Origin of the sequence: Pleurocapsa sp. PCC 7327 (assembly GCF_000317025.1) — a bacterium.
In the GTDB taxonomy this organism is placed as follows: domain Bacteria; phylum Cyanobacteriota; class Cyanobacteriia; order Cyanobacteriales; family Microcystaceae; genus Hydrococcus.
Genome location: NC_019689.1, coordinates 1,862,804 through 1,883,169 on the forward strand (window position 1 = coordinate 1,862,804; position 20,366 = coordinate 1,883,169).

The 20,366-nt window shown below is 44.0% G+C and carries 20 protein-coding genes and 1 pseudogene; 2 read left to right on the forward strand and 19 right to left on the reverse strand.

The annotated features are described in order from the left end of the window. Positions 1–76 precede the first annotated feature (76 nt). The 13 genes and pseudogenes from atpA to PLE7327_RS08365 form a co-directional block, all read right to left on the reverse strand. The gene (gene atpA / locus PLE7327_RS08315; RefSeq protein WP_015143397.1) at positions 77–1,588 is read right to left on the reverse strand and encodes a F0F1 ATP synthase subunit alpha; all 1,512 of its coding nucleotides are present in this window, start codon (positions 1,586–1,588) and stop codon (positions 77–79) included. Positions 1,589–1,630: 42 nt separating this feature from the next. After that, a complete protein-coding gene (gene atpH / locus PLE7327_RS08320) occupies positions 1,631–2,185 on the reverse strand; it encodes an ATP synthase F1 subunit delta (protein ID WP_015143398.1) in 555 nt (184 codons plus the stop codon). Further along, positions 2,185–2,721, reverse strand: coding sequence for a F0F1 ATP synthase subunit B (locus tag PLE7327_RS08325; RefSeq protein WP_015143399.1), 537 nt, complete (start codon positions 2,719–2,721; stop codon positions 2,185–2,187). The genes atpH and PLE7327_RS08325 overlap by 1 nt, the downstream gene beginning before the upstream one ends. Before the next feature lie 31 nt (positions 2,722–2,752). Next, on the reverse strand, positions 2,753–3,184 hold the full coding sequence (locus PLE7327_RS08330; RefSeq protein WP_015143400.1) for a F0F1 ATP synthase subunit B': 432 nt from the start codon (positions 3,182–3,184) through the stop codon (positions 2,753–2,755). Positions 3,185–3,436: 252 nt separating this feature from the next. Then, a complete protein-coding gene (gene atpE, locus PLE7327_RS08335; protein WP_015143401.1) occupies positions 3,437–3,682 on the reverse strand; it encodes an ATP synthase F0 subunit C in 246 nt (81 codons plus the stop codon). 219 nt (positions 3,683–3,901) lie between these two features. After that, positions 3,902–4,657 (reverse strand): F0F1 ATP synthase subunit A, encoded by a 756-nt coding sequence (gene atpB, locus PLE7327_RS08340; RefSeq protein ID WP_041391971.1) that lies wholly within the window; start codon positions 4,655–4,657, stop codon positions 3,902–3,904. A gap of 63 nt (positions 4,658–4,720) precedes the next feature. Beyond that, a complete protein-coding gene (locus PLE7327_RS08345) occupies positions 4,721–5,074 on the reverse strand; it encodes an ATP synthase subunit I (RefSeq protein WP_015143403.1) in 354 nt (117 codons plus the stop codon). Between the two features lie 241 nt (positions 5,075–5,315). Further along, the gene (locus PLE7327_RS25715; protein WP_186005405.1) at positions 5,316–5,462 is read right to left on the reverse strand and encodes a hypothetical protein; all 147 of its coding nucleotides are present in this window, start codon (positions 5,460–5,462) and stop codon (positions 5,316–5,318) included. Between the two features lie 4 nt (positions 5,463–5,466). Next, positions 5,467–5,643: pseudogene (locus PLE7327_RS26445) on the reverse strand (hypothetical protein); the annotation flags it as partial. Beyond that, a complete protein-coding gene (locus PLE7327_RS26450; protein WP_071880600.1) occupies positions 5,561–5,824 on the reverse strand; it encodes a hypothetical protein in 264 nt (87 codons plus the stop codon). The gene PLE7327_RS26450 and the pseudogene PLE7327_RS26445, both read right to left, overlap by 83 nt. Before the next feature lie 433 nt (positions 5,825–6,257). Next, positions 6,258–6,659: a fasciclin domain-containing protein gene (locus PLE7327_RS08355; protein ID WP_015143405.1), complete on the reverse strand. Its 402-nt coding sequence runs from the start codon at positions 6,657–6,659 to the stop codon at positions 6,258–6,260. A gap of 178 nt (positions 6,660–6,837) precedes the next feature. Next, positions 6,838–7,071 carry a winged helix-turn-helix domain-containing protein gene (locus PLE7327_RS08360; RefSeq protein WP_015143406.1) on the reverse strand — a complete coding sequence of 78 codons (234 nt, stop codon included), beginning with the start codon at positions 7,069–7,071 and terminating at the stop codon, positions 6,838–6,840. Between the two features lie 263 nt (positions 7,072–7,334). Next, positions 7,335–7,799: a DUF2808 domain-containing protein gene (locus tag PLE7327_RS08365; RefSeq protein ID WP_371265294.1), complete on the reverse strand. Its 465-nt coding sequence runs from the start codon at positions 7,797–7,799 to the stop codon at positions 7,335–7,337. Positions 7,800–8,136: 337 nt separating this feature from the next. Between PLE7327_RS08365 and PLE7327_RS08370 the strand changes: the two genes are divergently transcribed. After that, positions 8,137–9,315: an AGE family epimerase/isomerase gene (locus PLE7327_RS08370; protein ID WP_015143408.1), complete on the forward strand. Its 1,179-nt coding sequence runs from the start codon at positions 8,137–8,139 to the stop codon at positions 9,313–9,315. A 35-nt stretch (positions 9,316–9,350) separates the two neighbouring features. Here PLE7327_RS08370 and PLE7327_RS08375 read toward each other — a convergent pair whose 3' ends face one another. Genes PLE7327_RS08375 through PLE7327_RS08385 form a run of 3 tightly spaced genes read right to left on the reverse strand, consistent with a single transcriptional unit; the run spans position 9,351 to position 12,734 of the window. Then, positions 9,351–10,025, reverse strand: coding sequence for an N-acetylmannosamine-6-phosphate 2-epimerase (locus PLE7327_RS08375; RefSeq protein ID WP_015143409.1), 675 nt, complete (start codon positions 10,023–10,025; stop codon positions 9,351–9,353). After that, positions 10,022–10,393 (reverse strand): LapA family protein, encoded by a 372-nt coding sequence (locus tag PLE7327_RS08380; RefSeq protein ID WP_015143410.1) that lies wholly within the window; start codon positions 10,391–10,393, stop codon positions 10,022–10,024. Before PLE7327_RS08380 ends, PLE7327_RS08375 begins: the two co-directional genes overlap by 4 nt. Before the next feature lie 34 nt (positions 10,394–10,427). Then, the gene (locus tag PLE7327_RS08385) at positions 10,428–12,734 is read right to left on the reverse strand and encodes a GAF domain-containing hybrid sensor histidine kinase/response regulator (RefSeq protein ID WP_015143411.1); all 2,307 of its coding nucleotides are present in this window, start codon (positions 12,732–12,734) and stop codon (positions 10,428–10,430) included. A gap of 105 nt (positions 12,735–12,839) precedes the next feature. Between PLE7327_RS08385 and cobN the strand changes: the two genes are divergently transcribed. Beyond that, a complete protein-coding gene (cobN, locus tag PLE7327_RS08390) occupies positions 12,840–16,625 on the forward strand; it encodes a cobaltochelatase subunit CobN (protein ID WP_015143412.1) in 3,786 nt (1,261 codons plus the stop codon). 40 nt (positions 16,626–16,665) lie between these two features. Here the strand turns inward: cobN and PLE7327_RS08395 are convergent, their stop codons facing one another. The 3 genes from PLE7327_RS08395 to PLE7327_RS08405 all read right to left on the reverse strand — a co-directional run bounded on the left by PLE7327_RS08395 (position 16,666) and on the right by PLE7327_RS08405 (position 20,288). Then, a complete protein-coding gene (locus PLE7327_RS08395) occupies positions 16,666–17,001 on the reverse strand; it encodes a hypothetical protein (protein ID WP_015143413.1) in 336 nt (111 codons plus the stop codon). Between the two features lie 333 nt (positions 17,002–17,334). Next, positions 17,335–17,715 (reverse strand): hypothetical protein, encoded by a 381-nt coding sequence (locus PLE7327_RS22615; protein WP_015143414.1) that lies wholly within the window; start codon positions 17,713–17,715, stop codon positions 17,335–17,337. A gap of 131 nt (positions 17,716–17,846) precedes the next feature. Then, positions 17,847–20,288, reverse strand: coding sequence for an HD family phosphohydrolase (locus PLE7327_RS08405; RefSeq protein ID WP_015143415.1), 2,442 nt, complete (start codon positions 20,286–20,288; stop codon positions 17,847–17,849). Positions 20,289–20,366: the final 78 nt, after the last annotated feature.

Sequence of the window (20,366 nt, forward strand, 5' to 3'; positions counted from 1 at the left end):
GTTAATGGTTATTAGTTAGTAGTTGCTCGTTCATTCCCACTAACCACTAACTAATAACTCCTAACTAATCGCCGAACTATGCTGTAAAAGCCTGCTTGTATTCAGTAATTGCCTCTTTAAGCAGGGCTTCTGCGTCTTCGGTCAGAGCTTTTTTCTCGCCGATAATTTCGGAGTATTTGGGCTTGTTGGTTTTGAGATACTCCCGCAATCCTTTGGCAAAGTCAACCACTTTATCGACTGGCAGGTCGTCGAGATAGCCGTTCAGACCCGCGTATACAGTAGCTACTTGCTCCCATACCGCTAGAGGAGAGTTTTGAGGCTGTTTGAGGATTTGGCGCAGGCGCTGACCCCGTGCCAATTGTGCCTGAGTTGCCGCATCCAAATCGGAAGCAAACTGAGAGAAGGCTTCAAGTTCGGCAAACTGAGCTAATTCTAGCTTCAGCTTACCTGCAACCTGTTTCATCGCTTTGGTTTGAGCGGCAGATCCCACGCGCGATACCGAGATTCCTGCGTTAATGGCGGGGCGGAAACCAGCGTTAAACAAGTCAGAAGAGAGGAAGATCTGTCCGTCGGTAATAGAAATAACGTTAGTAGGAATGTAAGCAGATACGTCGCCTGCCTGAGTTTCGATAATTGGCAGCGCGGTCATACTACCGCCACCCAGTTTGTCGCTTAGCTTAGCAGCACGTTCTAGCAAGCGAGAGTGGAGGTAGAATACGTCTCCGGGATAAGCTTCCCGTCCGGGTGGACGACGCAGCAGCAGTGACAACTGACGGTAGGCTTGCGCTTGCTTGGTGAGGTCGTCATAAATCACTAGGGTATGTTTGCCCTTGTACATGAAGTATTCCGCCATCGAAGCCCCCGTGTAAGGCGCGAGATATTGTAAGGTGGCGGGGTCGTTGGCGTTAGCAGCAACGACGATGGTATAGTCCATTGCGCCTTTAGATGCTAGGGTATCGACGACCTGAGCAACGGTAGAAGCTTTTTGTCCGATCGCGACATAGACGCAAATCACGTCTTCGCTCTTCTGGTTAATGATGGTATCTACGGCTACAGACGTTTTCCCGGTCTGGCGATCGCCGATGATTAATTCGCGCTGTCCGCGTCCGATGGGAATCATCGCGTCAATGGCGGTAATCCCCGTCTGTAAGGGTTCGCAAACGGATTTACGGGCTACGATACCGGGAGCGGGCGATTCTATCAGCCGAGTTTCGCTAGTGTTAATCGCCCCTTTGCCGTCAATCGGACGACCTAAAGCGTCTACTACTCGTCCGATCAGGGCTTCGCCCACGGGCACCTGAGCGATTTTTCCAGTCGCTTTAACCGTGCTACCTTCTTGGATTCCGAAGCCTTCTCCCATCAACACCGCACCTACGTTGTCTTCTTCTAGGTTGAGGGCGATGCCGACCGTCCCGTCTTCAAACTCTAACAGTTCTCCAGCCATTGCTTGTTCTAGCCCGTAAATGCGAGCCGTACCGTCTCCTACCTGAAGAACCGTTCCTATGTTAGAAACCTGGACTTGCTTGTCGTAGGCTTCAATCTGTTGGCGAATAATGCTGCTAATTTCGTCGGGTCTGATGCTAACCATAGTCTGAATTTTGGATTTTAGATTTTAGATTGAGAAAAAAATTTAAGTGGCGCTGCTAAGGCTATAGCTAATGCGACGCAGTTGTCCTCTGAGGCTGGCATCGTATACCTGAGAACCCACTTTGATAATAACGCCGCCGATGAGGTCGGGATCGATTTTTGTCTTTAGTTCTACTGCTTGTGCGCCTGTTAAGGCTCTAACTTTATCTGATACTGCTTGTCGCTGCCGTTCGTTTAGCTCGGTTGCCGAGATAACTTCTGCCAAAACTGCGTTTTTTAACTTCCGCAATAGTTCTAGGTATTGCTCGCAAATTTTTTTTAAGAAGATAACGCGGCGCTTATCGACTAGAAGCATGAGAAAGTTAACGAGATAGGGATGACTCTCTCGTGCAATCCGTCGCAGAATCGCTTTTTTATCCGGATCTTTAACGACTGGATTGGCCAGAAATTCGCTTAAATCTTGGGAGCTTTCTATTAAATCGATTAAAACGCGAATATCGTCGCCAAATCGATCGGTTAGATTGTTAGACTGAGCGACAGCCATCAAAGCTTGAGCGTAAGGCTCGGCAACTTCCGTCCCGAATGCACTTCCTTTCATTAGCGACCTCCTAATTGAGCGATACTGCGCTCGATGAGTGTTTGCTGAGCAGATTCGTCTAACTGAGCTTTCAGTTGAGACTCAGCTCGCTCGATTGCCAACGCCGCGATACGCTGTCTGAGTTCGGCGATAACGCGCTCTTGCTCGGACGTAAGATCTTGCGCTGCTATCTCTTTTAGGCGCTGAATATCTTTTTCGGTTTGAGAGGCGATCGCAACTTGAGCGGCTTGGGCTCGCTGTTCGGCTTCCTGGCGAATGCGTTCCGCTGTTGCCCGAGCTTGGGCTAATTTCTTTTGCTGCTCGGCTAGGAATGCCACCGCTTTCTTTTGGCGGTCTTCGGCTTCTTGAATCGCCTGAGCGATCTTGGAGCGGCGCTCGCTGAGGATCTGCCCTAGTACTTTGCGACCGAAATAGACCAGAAGCCCAACTAAAATGGCAAGGTTGATGAGGTTTGTCTCGAATATGTCTAGATTTAGACCAAAACCTCCTTCCTCAACCGCTTCTGTAGCTGCTAATAATAAAATTGTACTCATCATGTTTAAATTTAAAACTCAACCGATGAAGGAGTTATCTTACCAGTTCGGGTCCTAGTAATTTGTCTAGGATTTGGCGGCTGAGAGCATCAACCTGTTGCTCTAGCTCTCGCAGAGCTTCTTGTTTTTGCTTCTCTATCTCTCGAGCAGCTTCTTCTTTTTGTGCCTGAGCTTCTCTTTGAGCCTCTGCAATCTTGCGATCGGCTATTTTTTTAGCCTCTGCTTGCGCCGCCGCAATAATTTCTTGCGCTTGCTTGCGAGCTTCTGCAATTTGAGTTTCGTACTCTTTTGCCAAGGCTTCGGCTTTGGCGATTCGTTCCTTTGCTTCAGCTTCTGTGGTACGGATATAATCCGCTCTCTCATCTAAGACTTTGCCGAGGGGCTTGTAGAAAATGGCATTAAGCAAGACAGCCAAGATTACGAACTGCAATGCCATAAATGGCAAAGTTGCATCAAAATCAAACATATTTGCGAGTTCCCATTAATTTTAGTTAAAGTAAGCCTTTTACAAGCCAAACCTATCATCTTATCTCGGTTTTATCTTGTTTTGACTCTCTCCTAATTAAAAGGCGCCAACTTTGCGGAGGAGCTGGCTGACGTTCGCTAAGTATTTTAGAGGAACTTACCCACGTCGCCAGCTCGCTTGCGATCGCCCAATGGCAGAATCGGTTCTACCATTTTAGCGGTGCCTCTCCGCCTTTTTCTGACCTATAACCTTTTAGGCAAATGGGTTAGCAAATAGTAGTACTAGAGCGATTACCAGACCGTAAATCGTCAGAGACTCCATAAACGCTAGAGTTAATAGTAGAGTACCGCGAATTTTGCCTTCAGCTTCGGGTTGACGGGCAATACCCGAAACGGCTTGTCCAGAGGCATTACCTTGACCGATACCAGGACCGATAGCAGCCAGACCAACGGCTAAAGCAGCAGCAATTACTGAAGCAGAAGCAAGAATTGGATTCATATCAACTTATTTCCTTTGATTACAAAACAAATCGTCAAGTTAATTGTCAGGAGCGCGAAGTCCCCAAGCAACTCAATCTATGTTGACTTCTTCTAAATTACTCCCAAAGTGTCATCTACTGAGCTTCTAGATCGGTTATCTATTACCAATTATCAATCATCAATTACTTATGTATTCTTTCACTGATAACTGATAACTGAATAATTAATAACCGATCGTCTACTCATGCCCTTCTTCACCTTCAGACTCAATCGCCTCGTGAATATAGGCTCCGGCTAAGGTAGCAAATACCAATGCCTGAATTGCGCTAGTAAATAACCCCAACCCCATCAGCGGTAAGGGAACGAATAGCGGCACTAAAAACACCAGTACTGCTACAACCAGTTCGTCTGCCAAAATGTTTCCAAAAAGTCGGAAACTGAGAGATAGAGGCTTGGTGAAATCTTCTAAAATTTTGATCGGTAAAAGGATGGGAATCGGCTGAACGTAGTTAGCAAAATATCCCAAGCCCTTTTTACTAAAACCTGCGTAAAAATAAGCCAAAGAAGTTAGTAACGCTAAAGCAACCGTCGTATTGATATCATTTGTCGGGGCTGCGAGTTCGCTATTGGGAATCTCAATGAGTTTCCAGGGAATTAATGCGCCCGACCAATTAGACACGAAGATAAAGAGAAACAGCGTGCCAATAAATGGTAACCAAGGACGGTATTCCTTTTCTCCCAGTTGGTTTTTGGCTAAATCTCGTAAGAATTCTAGAACGTATTCCATTAGGTTTTGGATGCCACTGGGGATTCGCTGAACGTTGCGCGTTGCAGCTAGCGAAGCAATAATGAGAAGTGCAATTACGAACCAGGAAGTGAGAAACACCTGTCCGTGTACTTTTAAATTACCAATTTCCCAATAAAAGTGTTTACCAACTTCTAAAGCGGCGAGGGGAAGAGAATTTAAAACGCTCAAACCGTCCAACATTGTCATTTGCTGAGATTCACCTAGTTTTTAAAACAGGCAATTCTAGAATTTCCTCAACAGCTAATCGATCTACTTTTTTGCTGGCTGCACGAGGCTTTGCAGCATGTAGATGACGATCGCGGCTTTATAAGTTAGAAATCCAAGAAAAACAGGCACTATGTGCAATTGCTGCCATTTACAGGCAAAGATAATTAGCGCTGCAAAAAGGGCTAGACCTTTTACTCCGACTCGTCCAGGCTGTTTGCCTACCCTTTCTACATCTCTAGCAAGTAGCTTTAGATAGACTACGCCCACACATGCGCCCAGTAAATAATTTAGCGCCGTGTCAAGCGAGTAAGCTATCCAGATGCTGACACAAATCATCCCAGTCAAAACAAGAGTGGTCAGCAACAGGGTTTGTTGCAGTTGGTAGAACTCTTGCATTGAATTATCCGATGCCGACATTTGGGAATCGGTTTGAGAACGATCTTGTGTCAAGGTCGTAGATTCGAGAGATGGATGGGAAAGGGTCACGCTTCTCGGCTACAGGCTAATTATAAAAGGACAGCTTGCTAGATTTAATTTTCCATGATAGAGGAAGGTTAAATCCAAGCCAGAAGTCATCATATCATGGGATAGTAACAAGATTAAACAATTGTAAAAGCCAAGATTTCTCTAGAGTCAACTAACCGCACCGACAAGCGGATGCGGCTTGGCTCTGGGAACCGAGAGTCCCCGAACCATGAGGAGCATTGACTGACCCCTGTTCCCCCGTCTCGATTTGAGCAAGGGAAAGAATACCGAGAACATTTCTGACTGGTATACCGAGCATCGACAAAGACAACTCGTTTGCCAAGTGCCTCAGCCTTATACGAAAGGAATTGCTCAAACTGATAGAAGCTCCAGCTAGAGAGCCACTTATTGAGCTTTTTACCTCGCCTTTGAGTGCGAAGTCCCGACTTCCAACACAAAAACTGTGTAATCAGGCTGTCTAGCAAGCTTCTTGGTTGCACAATAGTTAACGTCGCCCATGAACCGCTTCTCTTTGCCTGACATCGCCCCTAGGCGACGCTTCGCGCTTCGAGTACCTTTTTGCTGCAACTTGCGCCGATTGTACAAATACCGTCTTGGCGTAGCACGAACTTTGTTTGAGCTAAAGAACTGACCGTCTGAGGTAGTTGCCAGATGGTACAAACCTCGGTCAATGCCTTGAGCTTCACCGTTTTGAACTTTGGGGTTTCAGTTTCAAACTTCAACCTCACCCAAAGCCGATTAAAAATCTCAGCACAAAACCCCATGAGGGGCACAAACCGCTCATGGGGGAAATTGACGGGAATGGAGACGGTGCGCTTCATTTGCTGCTGCCAACCAGTTTTTCAATTGATACTCAGTATCACTATAGAAATTTTACGTTATCACAGAACACAAGATGCGGCGATAGCCGCGATGGTAGCGTAGTTTCAAGAGTTCGGTAAGAGTTTGGCGATTCCTCAGCGACCTTAATCACTCATCAGCCTGCGGCTAATATTGTTTAAGGGGTCACTTCGTCATCGCCTCGCCTCTCATCCGCCACCACAAGGGTGGGCGGGATTCCCGGCGAATTTAATAAAAAATAACCAACTATGCACTATCCCATCAAAATAACATTATCAATAACATGAATTACCCCATTATCTGCTTCGATATCTGCAGCAATAACAGTGGCATTTTTTACCTCAAAGCCATCGGAACAATCAATCCGAATGGGCGAACCTTCTACAGAAGTTACCGAATCAACTTTTTCTAAGTCTGCTTTCATTAATTTACCGAGAACGACATGATAGCAAAGAATTCGAGTTAGTTGAGGAATATTTTGCACTAGGGTTTGTATCGTTCCTGGGGGAAGTTTAGCAAAAGCGTCGTCAGTAGGAGCAAAAACGGTAAAGGGGCCGGGACTTTTTAGGGTATCTACTAAATTAGCAGCTTTAACGGCGCTAACCAGGGTTTGGAAGTTATCGGCGCTTACTGCAATATCAACAATGTCAGGCATATTGGAGGTATTTTTTGTGAGGATTCCTCTAGCAAAATAATATTATAGGCAGATATTCGCTCGTTTTTTTAAATGAATAAAGTTAATCAGAAAAATAAAATTAGTTTAATCTTTAGAGGAGAAACTGAGGAAATCGCGATTGCACCGTCGCTTCAGCTAGATGAAATAATGAAACCATCTATGCGATCGCGCTTGGATAATAAATCTGTTGCATCCCGCTTTCGCTGAGTCGAACATAAACTTGTTTGGATGTGAGAAGGGGTTTTAAACATAGGTTAACCATTGAAACAGGACGATTCAAACGATTGCTCAATTCTTTGATAGTGATTCCTTGAGGATGGGCTAGGATCAGCTCAAGAATTCTTTCAGTCGTAGTAGGTCCTGGCGTGGCACTGATAATTTGTATCGGCAAGATCTATTATTTTTGAGTGCGTTCGCCTCATATGACTTACCGATGCAGAAAATTTGTTCCCTTTTAGTTAATAGACTTCTTGCAAAAGTCTTTCGTGGTCTGATGAAATGTTGGTCAATTTTTGATAAGCGCGATCGCCATAGCGGTTCTCATACTCATGAGGTACAAATTTTTTCTCTTTAACCCTTCCCCTTTGACCTTTCCCTTTTCCCCAGACATAGCCAAGGTGTACCTCACTTAATCGAGAATTGCTATATCAATATTTACCGTCCTTCTATACTAACAATCCAAGTGCCCAAATAGAGACGAACGGGAATCTGTCCGGCAGCTTGAGCATCGCAAACAAAATAATAAGTTCCAAAGTCGGGATTTTTAACGTTAGACAAGACAATAGTTGCTTTGGTGCCTGCTTCGATTGGCTGTTCTAGATCGATTTCGAGAACGCGACTCTCTTTATCCCAATAGACTTCTCGCAAGGGAACAGACTCCTTATTGACTCGGACTTCAACTTTATCTGTATCAAACTTGCCGTTGAAGTGTTTTGGATAGGAGATGAAGAATTTACTAGCTCCCTGAGTCAATTTTTTAGCGGGAACGTAAAGTTTATAGCGATCCCACTGGCGAGGGATTCCGCCAAAATCTAAATAGTAATTTAGAATATTTTCGCGCTCGACACCGCTGAAAATGGTTAATCCAGGATTGCCCTGCGCCCAGCCAATCGTTTGCATGCCAGCCAACAAACAACCTGAGAAAAATAGGGCAGGGATAAGACGTTTAGCCAATAATTTTATAGCAAACATAGACTTTAATGCGTGATATAGCTCTGAAACTCTTTTTTTAAACCTCGTCTATAGGATTAACAGTAACAAATAAAGAGCCTAAATGTCATAAATGGCTAGCCAGCCCAAAAACTGTCCTAGAGTGGGAACGATCGCTAGAGTATTTTAGTCAGATCCGGTTGTAGGGAAAAGCGATCGCCCGCGTCGCCCATCCCACAAAATCCCTTGTTGAAGATCTCCCGCAAAGGCGATAATTAACGCGATTAGTTTTGGTGAAAATCGGATCGTGGAGTACGACTTTAAAGCACTGGCGCAACTGTACAAAAACGCACTCCTCAAGGACGCGATTCCATTTTGGGAAAAACACTCGCTCGACTGGGAACGGGGCGGCTATTTCACCTGTTTGGATCGAGAGGGAAACGTTTATGACACCGACAAATTTGTCTGGTTGCAAAACCGTCAGATCTGGATCTTCTCCATGCTTTACAACCAGTTAGAAAAGCGCGAAGACTGGCTCAAAATTGCTGCCAATGGAGCCAATTTTCTGGCTCAACATGGCACAGATGCGGACGGCAACTGGTACTTTGCCCTCGATCGCGCTGGAAATCCGCTAGTGCAGCCCTACAGTATCTTTTCTGATTGCTTTGCTGCCATGGCATTCAGCCAATATGCAATGGCTTCTGGCGAAAGTTGGGCAACAGAGGTAGCCTTGCAAGCTTACAATAATGTTTTGCGCCGCAAGGATAATCCGAAGGGAAAATACAACAAAATCTATCCCGGCATTCGTCCGATGAAAGCGCTGGCAGTGCCGATGATTTTAGCCAATCTGACGCTGGAAATAGCGTGGCTTTTGAGCGAGGAAACCCTTGAAAATGTCCTAGATATGACGGTTCGGGAAGTGATGGCAGATTTTTTGGATCGCGATCGAGGACTAATTTATGAAAATGTTGCCCCTGATGGTTCTCACGTCGATTGTTTTGACGGGCGGCTGATTAATCCCGGTCATGGGATTGAAGCGATGTGGTTCGTTATGGATATTGCCAGTCGTCGCCACGACGCCACAACGATAAACCAAGCGGTAGACGCGATGCTCAATATCCTCAATTTTGCTTGGGATGTTGAGTACGGCGGATTATATTATTTTCTGGATATAGACGGTCATCCGCCACAGCAACTAGAGTGGGATCGAAAACTGTGGTGGGTGCATTTAGAATCCTTGGTAGCACTGGCAATGGGCTATCGCCTGACGGGGCGCGAGGGGTGTTGGGACTGGTATCGAAAGATGCACGATTACGCTTGGTCGCATTTTGCCGATCCAGAATACGGCGAGTGGTTTGGCTACCTCAACCGTCGCGGTGAAGTGCTTTTGAATCTCAAAGGCGGTAAATGGAAGGGCTGCTTCCACGTCCCCCGTGCGTTGTACCTGTGTTGGCAGCAATTCGAGGCATTGAGCCGACCAAAATAGTTTAAAGTTCAAAATTTAAAAGGACGATGGAGAAATTAACCAAAAACAGCCTTAAAAGCTTTTACTTTCAGATCGATTCCGGTAATAGCCGTACCGACAACGACAGCGAAAGCACCCAAATCTAAGGCTTTCTTTGCGTCTTCGGGAGAACTAATTCCTCCCTCGCCAATGACTGGAATCTGTAACTTTTCTACTATCTCTGTCAGGAGCGAGTAACCGGGAGGAGAGAGGTGTTGAGTTTGGGGCGTGTATCCATAAAGCGTCGTGGCAACAAGATCGGCTCCTGCTTCAGCCGCCGCGATCGCGCTTTCAATCGTATCGATATCCGCCATAACCAGTTTGTCGAGTCTTGTGTGAATTTTCTCGATAATTTCTGAAACTGTTTCTCTCTCTGGGCGTTCTCTACGGGTAGCATCAATGGCAATGATATCTGCCCCTGCCCGGGCGATCGCGATCGCTTCTTCAAAACGAGGCGTAATATAAACTTCCGACTTTGGAAACTGTTTTTTCCACAAGCCAATGATAGAAATGTCGGGCATTTGTTGTCGCACTTGCTCGATATGAGCGGGCGTGTCGATTCTTACTCCTGCTGCTCCTTGCATAACGGAAGCTTTTGCCATTGCTGCGATAATTTTCGGGTCGTGTAGGGGAGAATCTATGGGAGCTTGACAGGATACTATTAAGCTATTTTTCAGCGTTTCAATATTCATTGAGACGTTTTAGCAGATTCGCTGGTTACAGTTTCTTCTATCTTCTTCGCTTCTGTTATTTGGGCTTTTAAAGCCATTTCTTTTTCGTTTAAAGTTTTCTGAAGTTCTTGAATTTGTTTATTCTGTTGAGCAATTTGTAGGCTTTTTTTAAAGCTGTTGTAACTCGAACCTAATAAGCCAATCAGTACTCCCGAACCTAGAGCGGATAACAACACGATCGCCAAAGAACTTTGAACTTTAAGAAAAAGTAAATCTATCGTGACTGTCTCAGCATTTTGTAGGGCGAATAACACGAAGAAAGTAGCAAGCAATAGAGCTAATATTAGTAAATACTGCATAAAACCAAGAGGAGAGAAACGACCAACCATAAACCACCCACCACTGACTACTAACAATCCCCAATCACAACTTCATTTTATCATTCTCTGAGTTTTTATCGCTTGAGACTAAAGCACTAACCCTTTGTAATAAAAGGTGAGGTTGAATGGGTTTGGGCAAATAATCATCAATACCTTTTCTTGAGAGAGCTTGCCAGTCTGTTAAGGTAATTTTATCGCTCAATAAAAGAATTTTAATTGATTTTGTTGTCTGTAATTTTTTGAGAGTTTTACTAATATGATAAACATCGGGGATATTGCGATCGACAATAGCGAGAGAAGGGCACAAAAGTTCGATTTGCCCGATCGCAGTCGTACTGTCAATCAACCAGACAACTTGATAAGTAGCTGCTGTCAGAAGTTCGCACATTAAGGTAGCGACTTCTTCATCTCTTTCGATGAGAACGATACTTTTACTTTCAGAAGATATCTGGTCGTCTACTTTTGAAGCTGGCGTAGTTTTGAGCTGACGATGAGATTGGTTGGGCAAGCGAACGGTAAACAACGATCCTTTTCCTACTGTTGATTCGACTTCAATCGTTCCTCGATGCAATTCGACTAATTGTTTGGTTAATGCTAACCCCAATCCCGTGCCGCCGTGGGTGCGTTGACGGGATTTTTCCAACTGTTGAAATTTCTCAAATAATAGCGGTAATTGGTCTTCAGAAATGCCAATTCCCGTATCTTCGACTTGAAAAACAGCGTAGTTATTCTCTTTCCAAACTCTTAGAATAACAGTTCCGTCAGCCGGAGTAAATTTGATAGCATTTTTGATCAGGTGAAAGAGAATTTGTTGAATGCGATCGGGATCGGCATAAAAGCGATCGTGTCTTGATTCGACTCGACAGTCTAATTCTAAATGAATTTGTTGATTAGTTGCTTCAGTCTGAAGATTTTTAAGCACTTTACGAGACAAGTTTTGCAGCGAAAATTCTTTAGTATTTAAGAATAATTTTCCTGCCTCTAATTGAGAAAAATCTAAAATTTCGTTGATTAATTCCAGCAATTGTTTGCCGCTGTCTTGAATCATTTTTAGGTATTGTCGCTGCTTTGCTAGCGAGAGAGCAGAACCTCGATCCGACCAATGTAATAAAGTTCCCGACAAACCAATAACGCTGGTTAAAGGCGTCCGTAATTCGTGACTCATATTGCCCAGAAATTCGCTTTTGGATTGATGGGCAGATTGAGCGGCTAGCAGAGTATCGCGAAGTTCTTGGGTGCGTTCGATAACTCGTTGTTCAAAGGTATTTTTTTGCTGTTGAACTTCAGCGTATAATTGAGCTTGATAAATCGCAACTGCTAAGTGTTCTCCAATTTGTCTCAAAAAGTTTTTTTCGCTTTCAAACCATTGACGAGTCTCAAAACATTGATGAGCAATCAGTAATCCCCACAGTTTTTCTTCTACGACAATAGGAGCAATTAATTTAGCTTTTACATCGCGTTGTCTGAGTAACTCTACTAAGCAAAAAGATGAAGAATAAGCTTTTTCTACATCTTCGATCGCAACAACCAAGCCGCGACGGTATTTTTCTGTGTAACGAGGAATATAGGTGAAACAATCATCTTCTGCGGTTAAGTTTAAGATAGAAGGAATGCGATCGGATGCTCTAGATTCATAAGTCACCCGTCCCCAACTTTGAGAAGAATGATTCCGTTCGTTCTCAGCAGAACTCTCATTGATAAATTGATAAATAACCAGGCGATCGACCTGAAGAAAACTCCTAACTTCTTTGACGGCAGTTTCTAAAATGACGGGTAATTCTAAGCTTTGACGAATCTGAGTAATAACTTGATTGAGAAGACGCTCTTGTGTAACCTGTTGGTGCAGTGCATCTTCTACGGGTTTGCAAATAGACGCGCGAGGATACATCTGCTCCAATCCTCCTAAAGTCTCCGGAGTCAGAATGTCTAATAATTTGAGAGTAAAGTGACATTGGAGATCCGGATTATTAGACGGTTGAGCGATTAAGGTTTGTTGAAGGAGATCGCGCAGCTGTTGTATTTTTGTGTTTTGTCCGATCTCTTCGCTAAGTCGATCGACAAAATCTGCGATCGTCCGAGTATCCCAGATAATGCTAATTTGATAAAGCAAATCCTCTGTTCTGAGCCTTCCTGTCAAAAGTGCTCTAAATTCTGGAGAAAATAGCAAAAAAAAGCGTTCGCGATATTCTTTCTCTGCAAAGCTTGGATTTACGGGAAAAAGGGTTTCTTCTGTCAACAAAATGTTTTCTTGTCCCTTCCTCTCTGCCATCTGCTGCCATAAGGAACAGAGTCGCTCATAGGTATCGCTGGACACAGTTCGGCGTAAAATGGAAGTCTGGGAATTATCCATTCCTGCGGTTGGGTCGATAGGCACTAGAGTTGGCTATATTTAGGATGGCGCGTCATTATTCACTCTATCTTGAAACCTAATCATTTTTAAAGATAAGAAAATTAAATGCATCGAATTGCTGCTACCCCAGGCGGATGGAATCCCGATTCGGAAGGGGTAATTTTTATCGAACAAACTCCTGCTCCCATCATCTTACTTACGGCAGCAGATACTGATATTCAAACCCTCGCTGCTTGCGTTTCTTGTCTACCTTCTCAATTTCCTGCGATTCGAGTTGTTAATCTTCTACAACTGCAACAACAACTCAGTATTGATATCTATGCAGATACGATTTTGTCGCAGGCAAAAGTTATTATTCTTCGCTTACTTGGCGGACGATCCTATTGGTCTTATGGATTGGAAGTTCTTAAAGAAATCGCCCAAGAAACGGATGCTTTTTTATTTATATTACCTGGCGACGATCGCCCCGATCCTGACTTAATTAGCCATTCCACTGTTTCTTTAGCAACAGTCAATCGCTTGTGGCGCTATTTTACAGAAGGAGGCAGAGAAAACTGGATTAATGCCTTAAAATTCGTTGCCGATGTTTGTCTGGGATATGATTACCATCCTTCCCCTCCTCAAGTCATTCCTCGCGTTGGATTGTATGATTGGCAATTAATAGAAAAAGAACGAGCGATCGCTCGCCCAAAAGTCGGTTTATTGTTTTATCGCGCTCATTATCTAGCCGGAAATACATTACCAATTGATGCAATTTGTCAAGCTTTAAGGAAAAAAAACTTATCCCCTATACCAGTATTTATTTCTTCTTTGCGAGATCCAGACGTACAAGAAGAACTATTAACTTACTTCCAACCTTCACCTATAGACTCGATTGAATTATTACTGAATACGACCAGTTTTTCCTTAGCCAGAATTGGGAAAGAAGAACAATCACAATTATGGCAAAAACTTAACGTTCCCGTCTTGCAAGTTATCTTAAGTGGCACGACTGAAGAACAATGGAAATCTAGTTTTCAAGGATTAACGCCGCGAGACGTAGCAATGAATGTCGCCCTTCCAGAAGTAGATGGAAGAATTATTACTCGTGCCGTTTCTTTTAAATCAGTCAAGACTTGGAATAAAGCCTTAGAAACTGATGTTGTCGTTTATCAACCCAAATGCGATCGCATTAATTTTATTGCCGATCTCGCGGCCAATTGGATACGTCTAAGACGAACTCCCATCTCGGAAAGAAAAATTGCTTTAATCTTAGCAAACTATCCCAATCGCGATGGCAGAATTGCCAATGGAGTTGGCTTAGATACGCCGGCAAGTTGTATTGAAATTCTCAAAGCATTACAAAACGCTGGCTATTCTGTTCGAGACATTCCCGAAAATGGCGATGAATTAATAAGACGATTGACGGTTGGCATAACCAACGATCCAGAAGGAAAAGAAATACGTCTCATTCACCAAAAATTATCTTTAGAAGACTATCAAGAGTATTTTTGTACTTTGCCAGAAAAAGTCCAAAAAGAAATTTGCGATCGCCGGGGAGACTTTAGAAAGAGCGGAGAAGAAAATACTTCTTCATTTCCCATTCCCGGAATCCAACTAGGAAATATATTTATTGGCATACAACCGTCGCGAGGATACGATCGCGATCCGAGTTTAAACTATCACGCTCCCGATTTAGAACCAACCCATGATTATCTTGCCTATTATTGTTGGTTGCGACGGAAATTTGGAGCAAGCGCGATCGTTCACCTTGGCAAACATGGTAACTTAGAATGGCTGCCCGGTAAAAGTATTGCTTTATCCGAGACTTGTTACCCAGAAGTTACTCTAAAAACCCTGCCAAACTTTTATCCTTTTATTGTCAACGATCCAGGAGAAGGTTCGCAAGCAAAACGCCGTTCTCATGCCGTTATTTTAGATCACTTAACTCCCCCTTTGACTCGTGCCGAACTCTATGGCGACTTAGAAAAACTAGAAGCATTCATCGATGAATATTACGAAGCGCAAAACCTCGATCCCTCTCGACTCAAAATTATTAGCGATCGCATCAGCAAACTCATCGCCAAAACCAACCTAAACAAAGACTTAGGAATCGATAAAATAGACCCCAGATCCATCCCCCAATTCCTCACCCTTGCCGATGGATATTTATGCGAACTAAAAGAAGCCCAAATACGAGACGGATTGCATATATTTGGTCAATGTCCTCAAGGAAAACAACTGCGAGACTTAATTGTTTCTGTTGCCCGTTCTCCTAGTCGCGATCGCCTCGGTTTAACCCGCGCGATCGCCCAAGATTTACACTTCGACTTCAACCCCCTCACCGCCAACCCCAGCGAGAAATTCTCTCCCTCCCAAATCTCTGCGCCCTCCCCCCTTAATAAGGGGGGCAGGGGGGATCGCCTCTGCGAGAGATTAAAAAACGCCCGTACTCAAGGCGACGCGATAGAAGCAATAGAAGAATACGCCGCCGAACTAATAGAAAACCCAACCCAAACTCCCCTCGGACAAGCAACCCAAAAAGAACTCGAATGGATTCAAAACATTCTCCTCCCCGCCCTCCAAAAAACCCCTCAAGAAATTACTAACCTTTTGAATGGATTAGATGGCAAATACATCCCCAGCGGTGCCTCTGGCGCACCCACTAGAGGAAGACCCGAAGTTCTTCCTACAGGGCGCAATTTTTATTCAGTAGACATCCGCGCCATCCCAACCGAAACCGCCTGGGACGTAGGACGAAAAGCAGCAGAAGCACTGATCGAACGCTATACCCAAGAAAACGGCGAATATCCCAAAACTCTCGCCATCTCTATCTGGGGAACCTCCGCCATGCGAACGGGAGGAGATGATGTCGCGCAAGTCCTCGCTTTGCTGGGAGTACAACCCGTTTGGGATAGTTCGTCTAGAAGAGTCGTAGATTTTGAAATTCTTTCTCCATCTGCCTTAGGACGACCTCGCGTCGATGTGACGATTAGGATATCGGGCTTTTTTAGGGACAGCTTCCCCAATATACTCGAATTATTATACGATGCGATAAATGCAGTGTCAAGTCTAAAAGAAGACAAAGAAATTAATCCCTTAGCGGCGCAAGTTGAAGCAGATACAGTATTCTGGCAACAACAAGGATTAGAAAAAGAACGAGCTAAACAGAAATCTTGCTACAGAATATTTGGTTCAAAACCAGGCGCATATGGTGCGGGATTGCAGGGATTAATTGAAGCACAAAATTGGCAGGATAATAAAGATTTAGCCCGCGCTTATATTAATTGGAGTTCCTATGCTTATGACAGGCAGGGAATCGGTCATGCAGCACCCGAAGTATTTGAACGAAGATTAAAACAATTACAAGTTGTATTGCACAATCAAGATAACCGAGAGCACGACTTATTAGATTCGGATGATTACTATCAATTTCAGGGAGGATTGACAGCTGCCGTTCGCGCATTAACGGGTAAGAATCCTCAGACTTATTTCGGCGATAATTCGATTCCAGCCAATCCCAGAGTTCGGTTATTAAGAGAAGAAATTGCAAGGGTATATCGATCGCGCGTCGTCAATCCGAAATGGATAGAAGGTGTCATGCGACACGGCTATAAAGGTGCTTTTGAAATGGCAGCGACAGTCGATTATTTATTTGCCTACGATGCAACGGCGAGATGCGTAGAAGATTTTATGTACCAAGGAGTAGCCGAAGCGTATTTATTTGATGAAAAAGTACAACAGTTTATCCAAGAAAAGAATCCTTGGGCATTAAGAGATATGGCAGAGAGATTGTTAGAAGCAAATCAAAGAGATTTATGGCAATCTGTGAGTCAGGAAACATTGGAAAAATTGCGGGGAATCGTTCATCAAGCAGAGGGAATAGTAGAAAGCATACATGAAATAACCTAAGTCAAAAATGAAAATGCGATCGCTCAATCTATTATTTGTTTTAACTTAAAGTTTGAAGACGTTTATGGTAAATTTCAGTTAATTCGGATTTAGACAACTCAACTTGTCCATTAACTTTCATCCGACAACGAAGACCTTGCCAAAGTCCTTCATTATAGTCAATGACAAATGATGTGTTAGTTTTGGTACTAGAAAGAAAAATTAGACCATCCTTCCGTTTAATTGAAAAAGTTACTTGAGGTTCGCGATACATTCGATCGGCATTACATAAAATTTTTAGTAACTCTTCAGCTTCAACCTGAGTTAAACATCGAGCCAAATAGACTTTTTTGTTTGGATAAATAAAATAAACTTTCCAAGAAAACGGCTGATTCATATTTTCTGAAAAAATATAAAATACTGTCTCTCCTCTTCTTTCATACTTGCGTCTGCCAACATAAATATAGTTTGGAGCGATCGTAATAGTAATTAGAGAACTTCTGATAGAAAGCAAAGTAAGAAAATAGATGACCGTGATTCCAATTAAGGCGATCGCCAGAAAATTAAATTCTTGTATATTTTCAGATATCGCTCCTAAAATAAAACCAAGTACGATAAGTTGAATAAAAGCAAAGATAACTCTCCCAAAAATAATTGAAATTAATCTTCCTTTTCGAGTTAAAATTTTAATTCCAAAAGCATTCTTTTCTAAATAAAAAACAAAATTTCTTCAAGTTGCTGAACGATTAGTAATTGTTCTAAAATGCTCGTTTAAATTTACTGAAATCTCACGATTATTTTCTGAGAAAAACTGCTGCCCTTGGTTAAAATTTTGCTGCGTTCCAGGCTGGTAATTTTGTAAAGCTGCTTCAACTTCATTGCACGCTCTAATAAAGCGATCGCGGTCATCTAGAGTTTGATAATTAGCATCATGAGTTATTTTCTTGCGAATTGTAGCAATATATCTTCCTTGTTTAACTACATTTGGAGGAAGCAAATTTTCTACACTAGAAATTTTTTCATGTAACCCTTGACCAGTAGCTCCAAAACGTTTCACCAGCAAAGTTTCAATTGCTTTGCATCTAGTCAGAGTAAATTCAATGTCACCCATCTTTTTTCTTTTTTCTTATCCATTGTTTTTTTTATTATTATTTCATAACGACACCAAAGACAAGACCAACGCTACCAGCAACGCTTACTGCCAGCGCGATCGCGCCTTGAAAAATCGTCTTCAAACTCGTATTAGTGTAGTTTTCCAGGATTGTGAGAATCTAGAACCGCTTTAGGATAAGCAATACGCTGGTGATTGACTTGTTGCCAAACCCTGACAAAAATTTCTGCAATAATCGGTAGCTCTTCGTATCTGATACCGCTATCGACGAGTTGACTATCCCGCCAGCGGGCTTTAAAAATCTTGTGAATGGTTGTTAGGGCGATTTCTGGCGTAGCCTCTTTGAGCGATCGCAACGCAGCTTCGCAGGCATCTGCCAGCATAACAATCCCCGTTTCTCGCGATTGAGGAATCGGACCATCATAGCGAAAATCTAACTCCGATATGGGGGGCTTGCCTTCCCGTTCGGCTCTTTGTTTAGCTTGAAAATAGAAATAAGAAATGAGTAGCGTTCCTTGATGTTCGGGAATAAAGTCCCGAATCGCCTTTGGTAATCCGTATTTGCGAGCCATTACCAAGCCCTCAGTCACGTGCTTTTTGATAATATCCGCACTAACCCAAGGATTATTAATTGTGTCGTGCTTGTTAGGACCGCCCATCTGATTTTCGATGAATCCCATGGGATCGTGCATTTTGCCGATGTCGTGATACAGGGTTCCTGCTCTGACCAGTTCTACATTACAGTGCAATTCCCTGGCAGCTGCTTCGGCAAGAGAGGCAACAAAGAGCGTATGTTGAAACGTACCGGGCGCTTCTGTTGCCAGTCGCTTCAAGAGACTGCAGTTAGGATTGGACAATTCTACCAACCGAATCGGCGTTACCAAATCAAACAATCGTTCTAGGTAGGGCGAGATTCCCAAGGCAACTACGCTCCAAGCTAAACCCAACAACCCGTAAACGATCGCGCCTGGCAAAAGAGCAGACCAAAGCGTTCCCGCTGACGAAGTCAGAATCAAGTTGACAACGAAGTAGGTTCCTCCTTGGGTTAAGCCCACTCCTACTCCTAGTAGCGATAATTCATCCCTAGAACGAAGTCGTCCGGCGAAGTAAGCAGCAAGCAGCCCACTTGCCGTGCCTGCCAGCAAATGCTCCCAACCGACAGCCCCGACTGCGAAAGTCGTCAGTCCGCCTGTCAGAACGACCTGTGTCGCTGCTAGGGTTGGGCTATAAAAACTGCTGACCAATAGCCCGATCGCAGGCAGACTCATGTATCGAGGATGAAGGGCAGCCATGACGGGAGCGCTCAGAGTCAACAAACACAGCAAAAATGCATCGCGACGGCGGATTGGGCGGCGGACTCGCTTGACGACCAGGCAAAATATACCTGTCGCACCAGCGACGAGAATAGCAGAGATGCCTAAACCCATCCAGCTAACTCCGCGACGGCTTAACCCAAAACCATCGAGAACGACAAAATCTTCTTGGGCGATAACATCGCCTTCCTCAACGATTGTGTCTCCCTTTCTAACTTCTACAATGACGGGTTCTACGGCGAGTGCCGCTTGTTCTGCCCTCAGTTGCGTTTCTTCGCGATCGACTGTCAAATTAGGTTGCAACACCATCAACAGCAATTGATTGGCGGCGGGCTGGATTTGTTGCGTCAGCGAGAGACTCGAATGCATCTTAACGGTTTCTTCTAGTACGTTAGGCGGCAGCCCTCTGGGAATTCCTTGAGTGAGAATTCTTCTCGATACTTGAGAGAGTTCGAGCTTGGTATTCTGCCAAGTGCGATCGCTCAAATCTAGAAAGGCGGCGATCGCGCCTGAGTCTAATTCGATATGAGCATGTTTGACTGCTACACTCGTGGCTTTGGCATATCGTTGACGAGCAATGGAAATTTTGGCGATCGAGGTTTCAAATTCCGGTTGAGGAACTTTTTGGCGATAGGTTTTTAAAGAGGCGATCGCCGCCTTCATGACGGGGTCTGAACCCTCAAACGACGCGCTGGACTTGGCTGCGGCAAGAATGGCTTGCCAGTTAGGTTCGGGCATCGAACGTAAAGCTTTTTGGCTGTTTAGGGAGAGAACGCTTACCTCTACGAATGGAAAAGCGCCTACATCCTGTCTCAATTGTTCGATGCGATCGAGAATGGCAACTAAATTCTGTTCGACTTGAGAACTGGCTTGTAAATCCCGTTTCAGAATAGGAGTTACTCCCGTTTTAATCTCTTTGCGCCTCTGTTCTGTGGTTTTAGCATCTTCAAAACGACCGTCTTTGGGCGCTTGAATCGTTTCGGGAGCAACCGTACCGACACCTAGTTGAGGTTGATTGTAAAAGCGATAGCCAAAAATACTGGTCAAAGAAGCGATCGCCACTACGATTACTAGCGGTTGAGCTTTGCGCTTGTGCTTTGATGCAGAGGGTTGGTTTGAGACGGTCTGCTCTTCTAAAATCGCTCCTGCTCTTGCCGTTATTGGCACAGGTGCCTTCTCTGATGCGGAGAAGGAGTGAGACTCTCGATCTTTTCGTCGCCATTCTTCAAATTGCTTGGTCAATGAACGAAAGGTCTTCATAGAGTGTGAGAACGATCTGATTTTATAGGATTAGAAGGAGCTGGCTGGAATTGTCTCGCTAGCGATTTCATAACTTTT

Coding starts and splice junctions, on each gene's coding strand:
- atpA (WP_015143397.1), bottom strand. CDS start 1,588: ATGGTTAGCATCAGACCCGACGAAATTAGCAGCATTATTCGCCAACAG.
- atpH (WP_015143398.1), bottom strand. CDS start 2,185: ATGAAAGGAAGTGCATTCGGGACGGAAGTTGCCGAGCCTTACGCTCAA.
- PLE7327_RS08325 (WP_015143399.1), bottom strand. CDS start 2,721: ATGATGAGTACAATTTTATTATTAGCAGCTACAGAAGCGGTTGAGGAA.
- PLE7327_RS08330 (WP_015143400.1), bottom strand. CDS start 3,184: ATGTTTGATTTTGATGCAACTTTGCCATTTATGGCATTGCAGTTCGTA.
- atpE (WP_015143401.1), bottom strand. CDS start 3,682: ATGAATCCAATTCTTGCTTCTGCTTCAGTAATTGCTGCTGCTTTAGCC.
- atpB (WP_041391971.1), bottom strand. CDS start 4,657: ATGACAATGTTGGACGGTTTGAGCGTTTTAAATTCTCTTCCCCTCGCC.
- PLE7327_RS08345 (WP_015143403.1), bottom strand. CDS start 5,074: ATGCAAGAGTTCTACCAACTGCAACAAACCCTGTTGCTGACCACTCTT.
- PLE7327_RS25715 (WP_186005405.1), bottom strand. CDS start 5,462: ATGCTCGGTATACCAGTCAGAAATGTTCTCGGTATTCTTTCCCTTGCT.
- PLE7327_RS08355 (WP_015143405.1), bottom strand. CDS start 6,659: ATGCCTGACATTGTTGATATTGCAGTAAGCGCCGATAACTTCCAAACC.
- PLE7327_RS08365 (WP_371265294.1), bottom strand. CDS start 7,799: ATGCAAACGATTGGCTGGGCGCAGGGCAATCCTGGATTAACCATTTTC.
- PLE7327_RS08375 (WP_015143409.1), bottom strand. CDS start 10,025: ATGAATATTGAAACGCTGAAAAATAGCTTAATAGTATCCTGTCAAGCT.
- PLE7327_RS08380 (WP_015143410.1), bottom strand. CDS start 10,393: ATGGTTGGTCGTTTCTCTCCTCTTGGTTTTATGCAGTATTTACTAATA.
- PLE7327_RS08385 (WP_015143411.1), bottom strand. CDS start 12,734: ATGGATAATTCCCAGACTTCCATTTTACGCCGAACTGTGTCCAGCGAT.
- cobN (WP_015143412.1), top strand. CDS start 12,840: ATGCATCGAATTGCTGCTACCCCAGGCGGATGGAATCCCGATTCGGAA.
- PLE7327_RS08395 (WP_015143413.1), bottom strand. CDS start 17,001: ATGAATCAGCCGTTTTCTTGGAAAGTTTATTTTATTTATCCAAACAAA.
- PLE7327_RS22615 (WP_015143414.1), bottom strand. CDS start 17,715: ATGGGTGACATTGAATTTACTCTGACTAGATGCAAAGCAATTGAAACT.
- PLE7327_RS08405 (WP_015143415.1), bottom strand. CDS start 20,288: ATGAAGACCTTTCGTTCATTGACCAAGCAATTTGAAGAATGGCGACGA.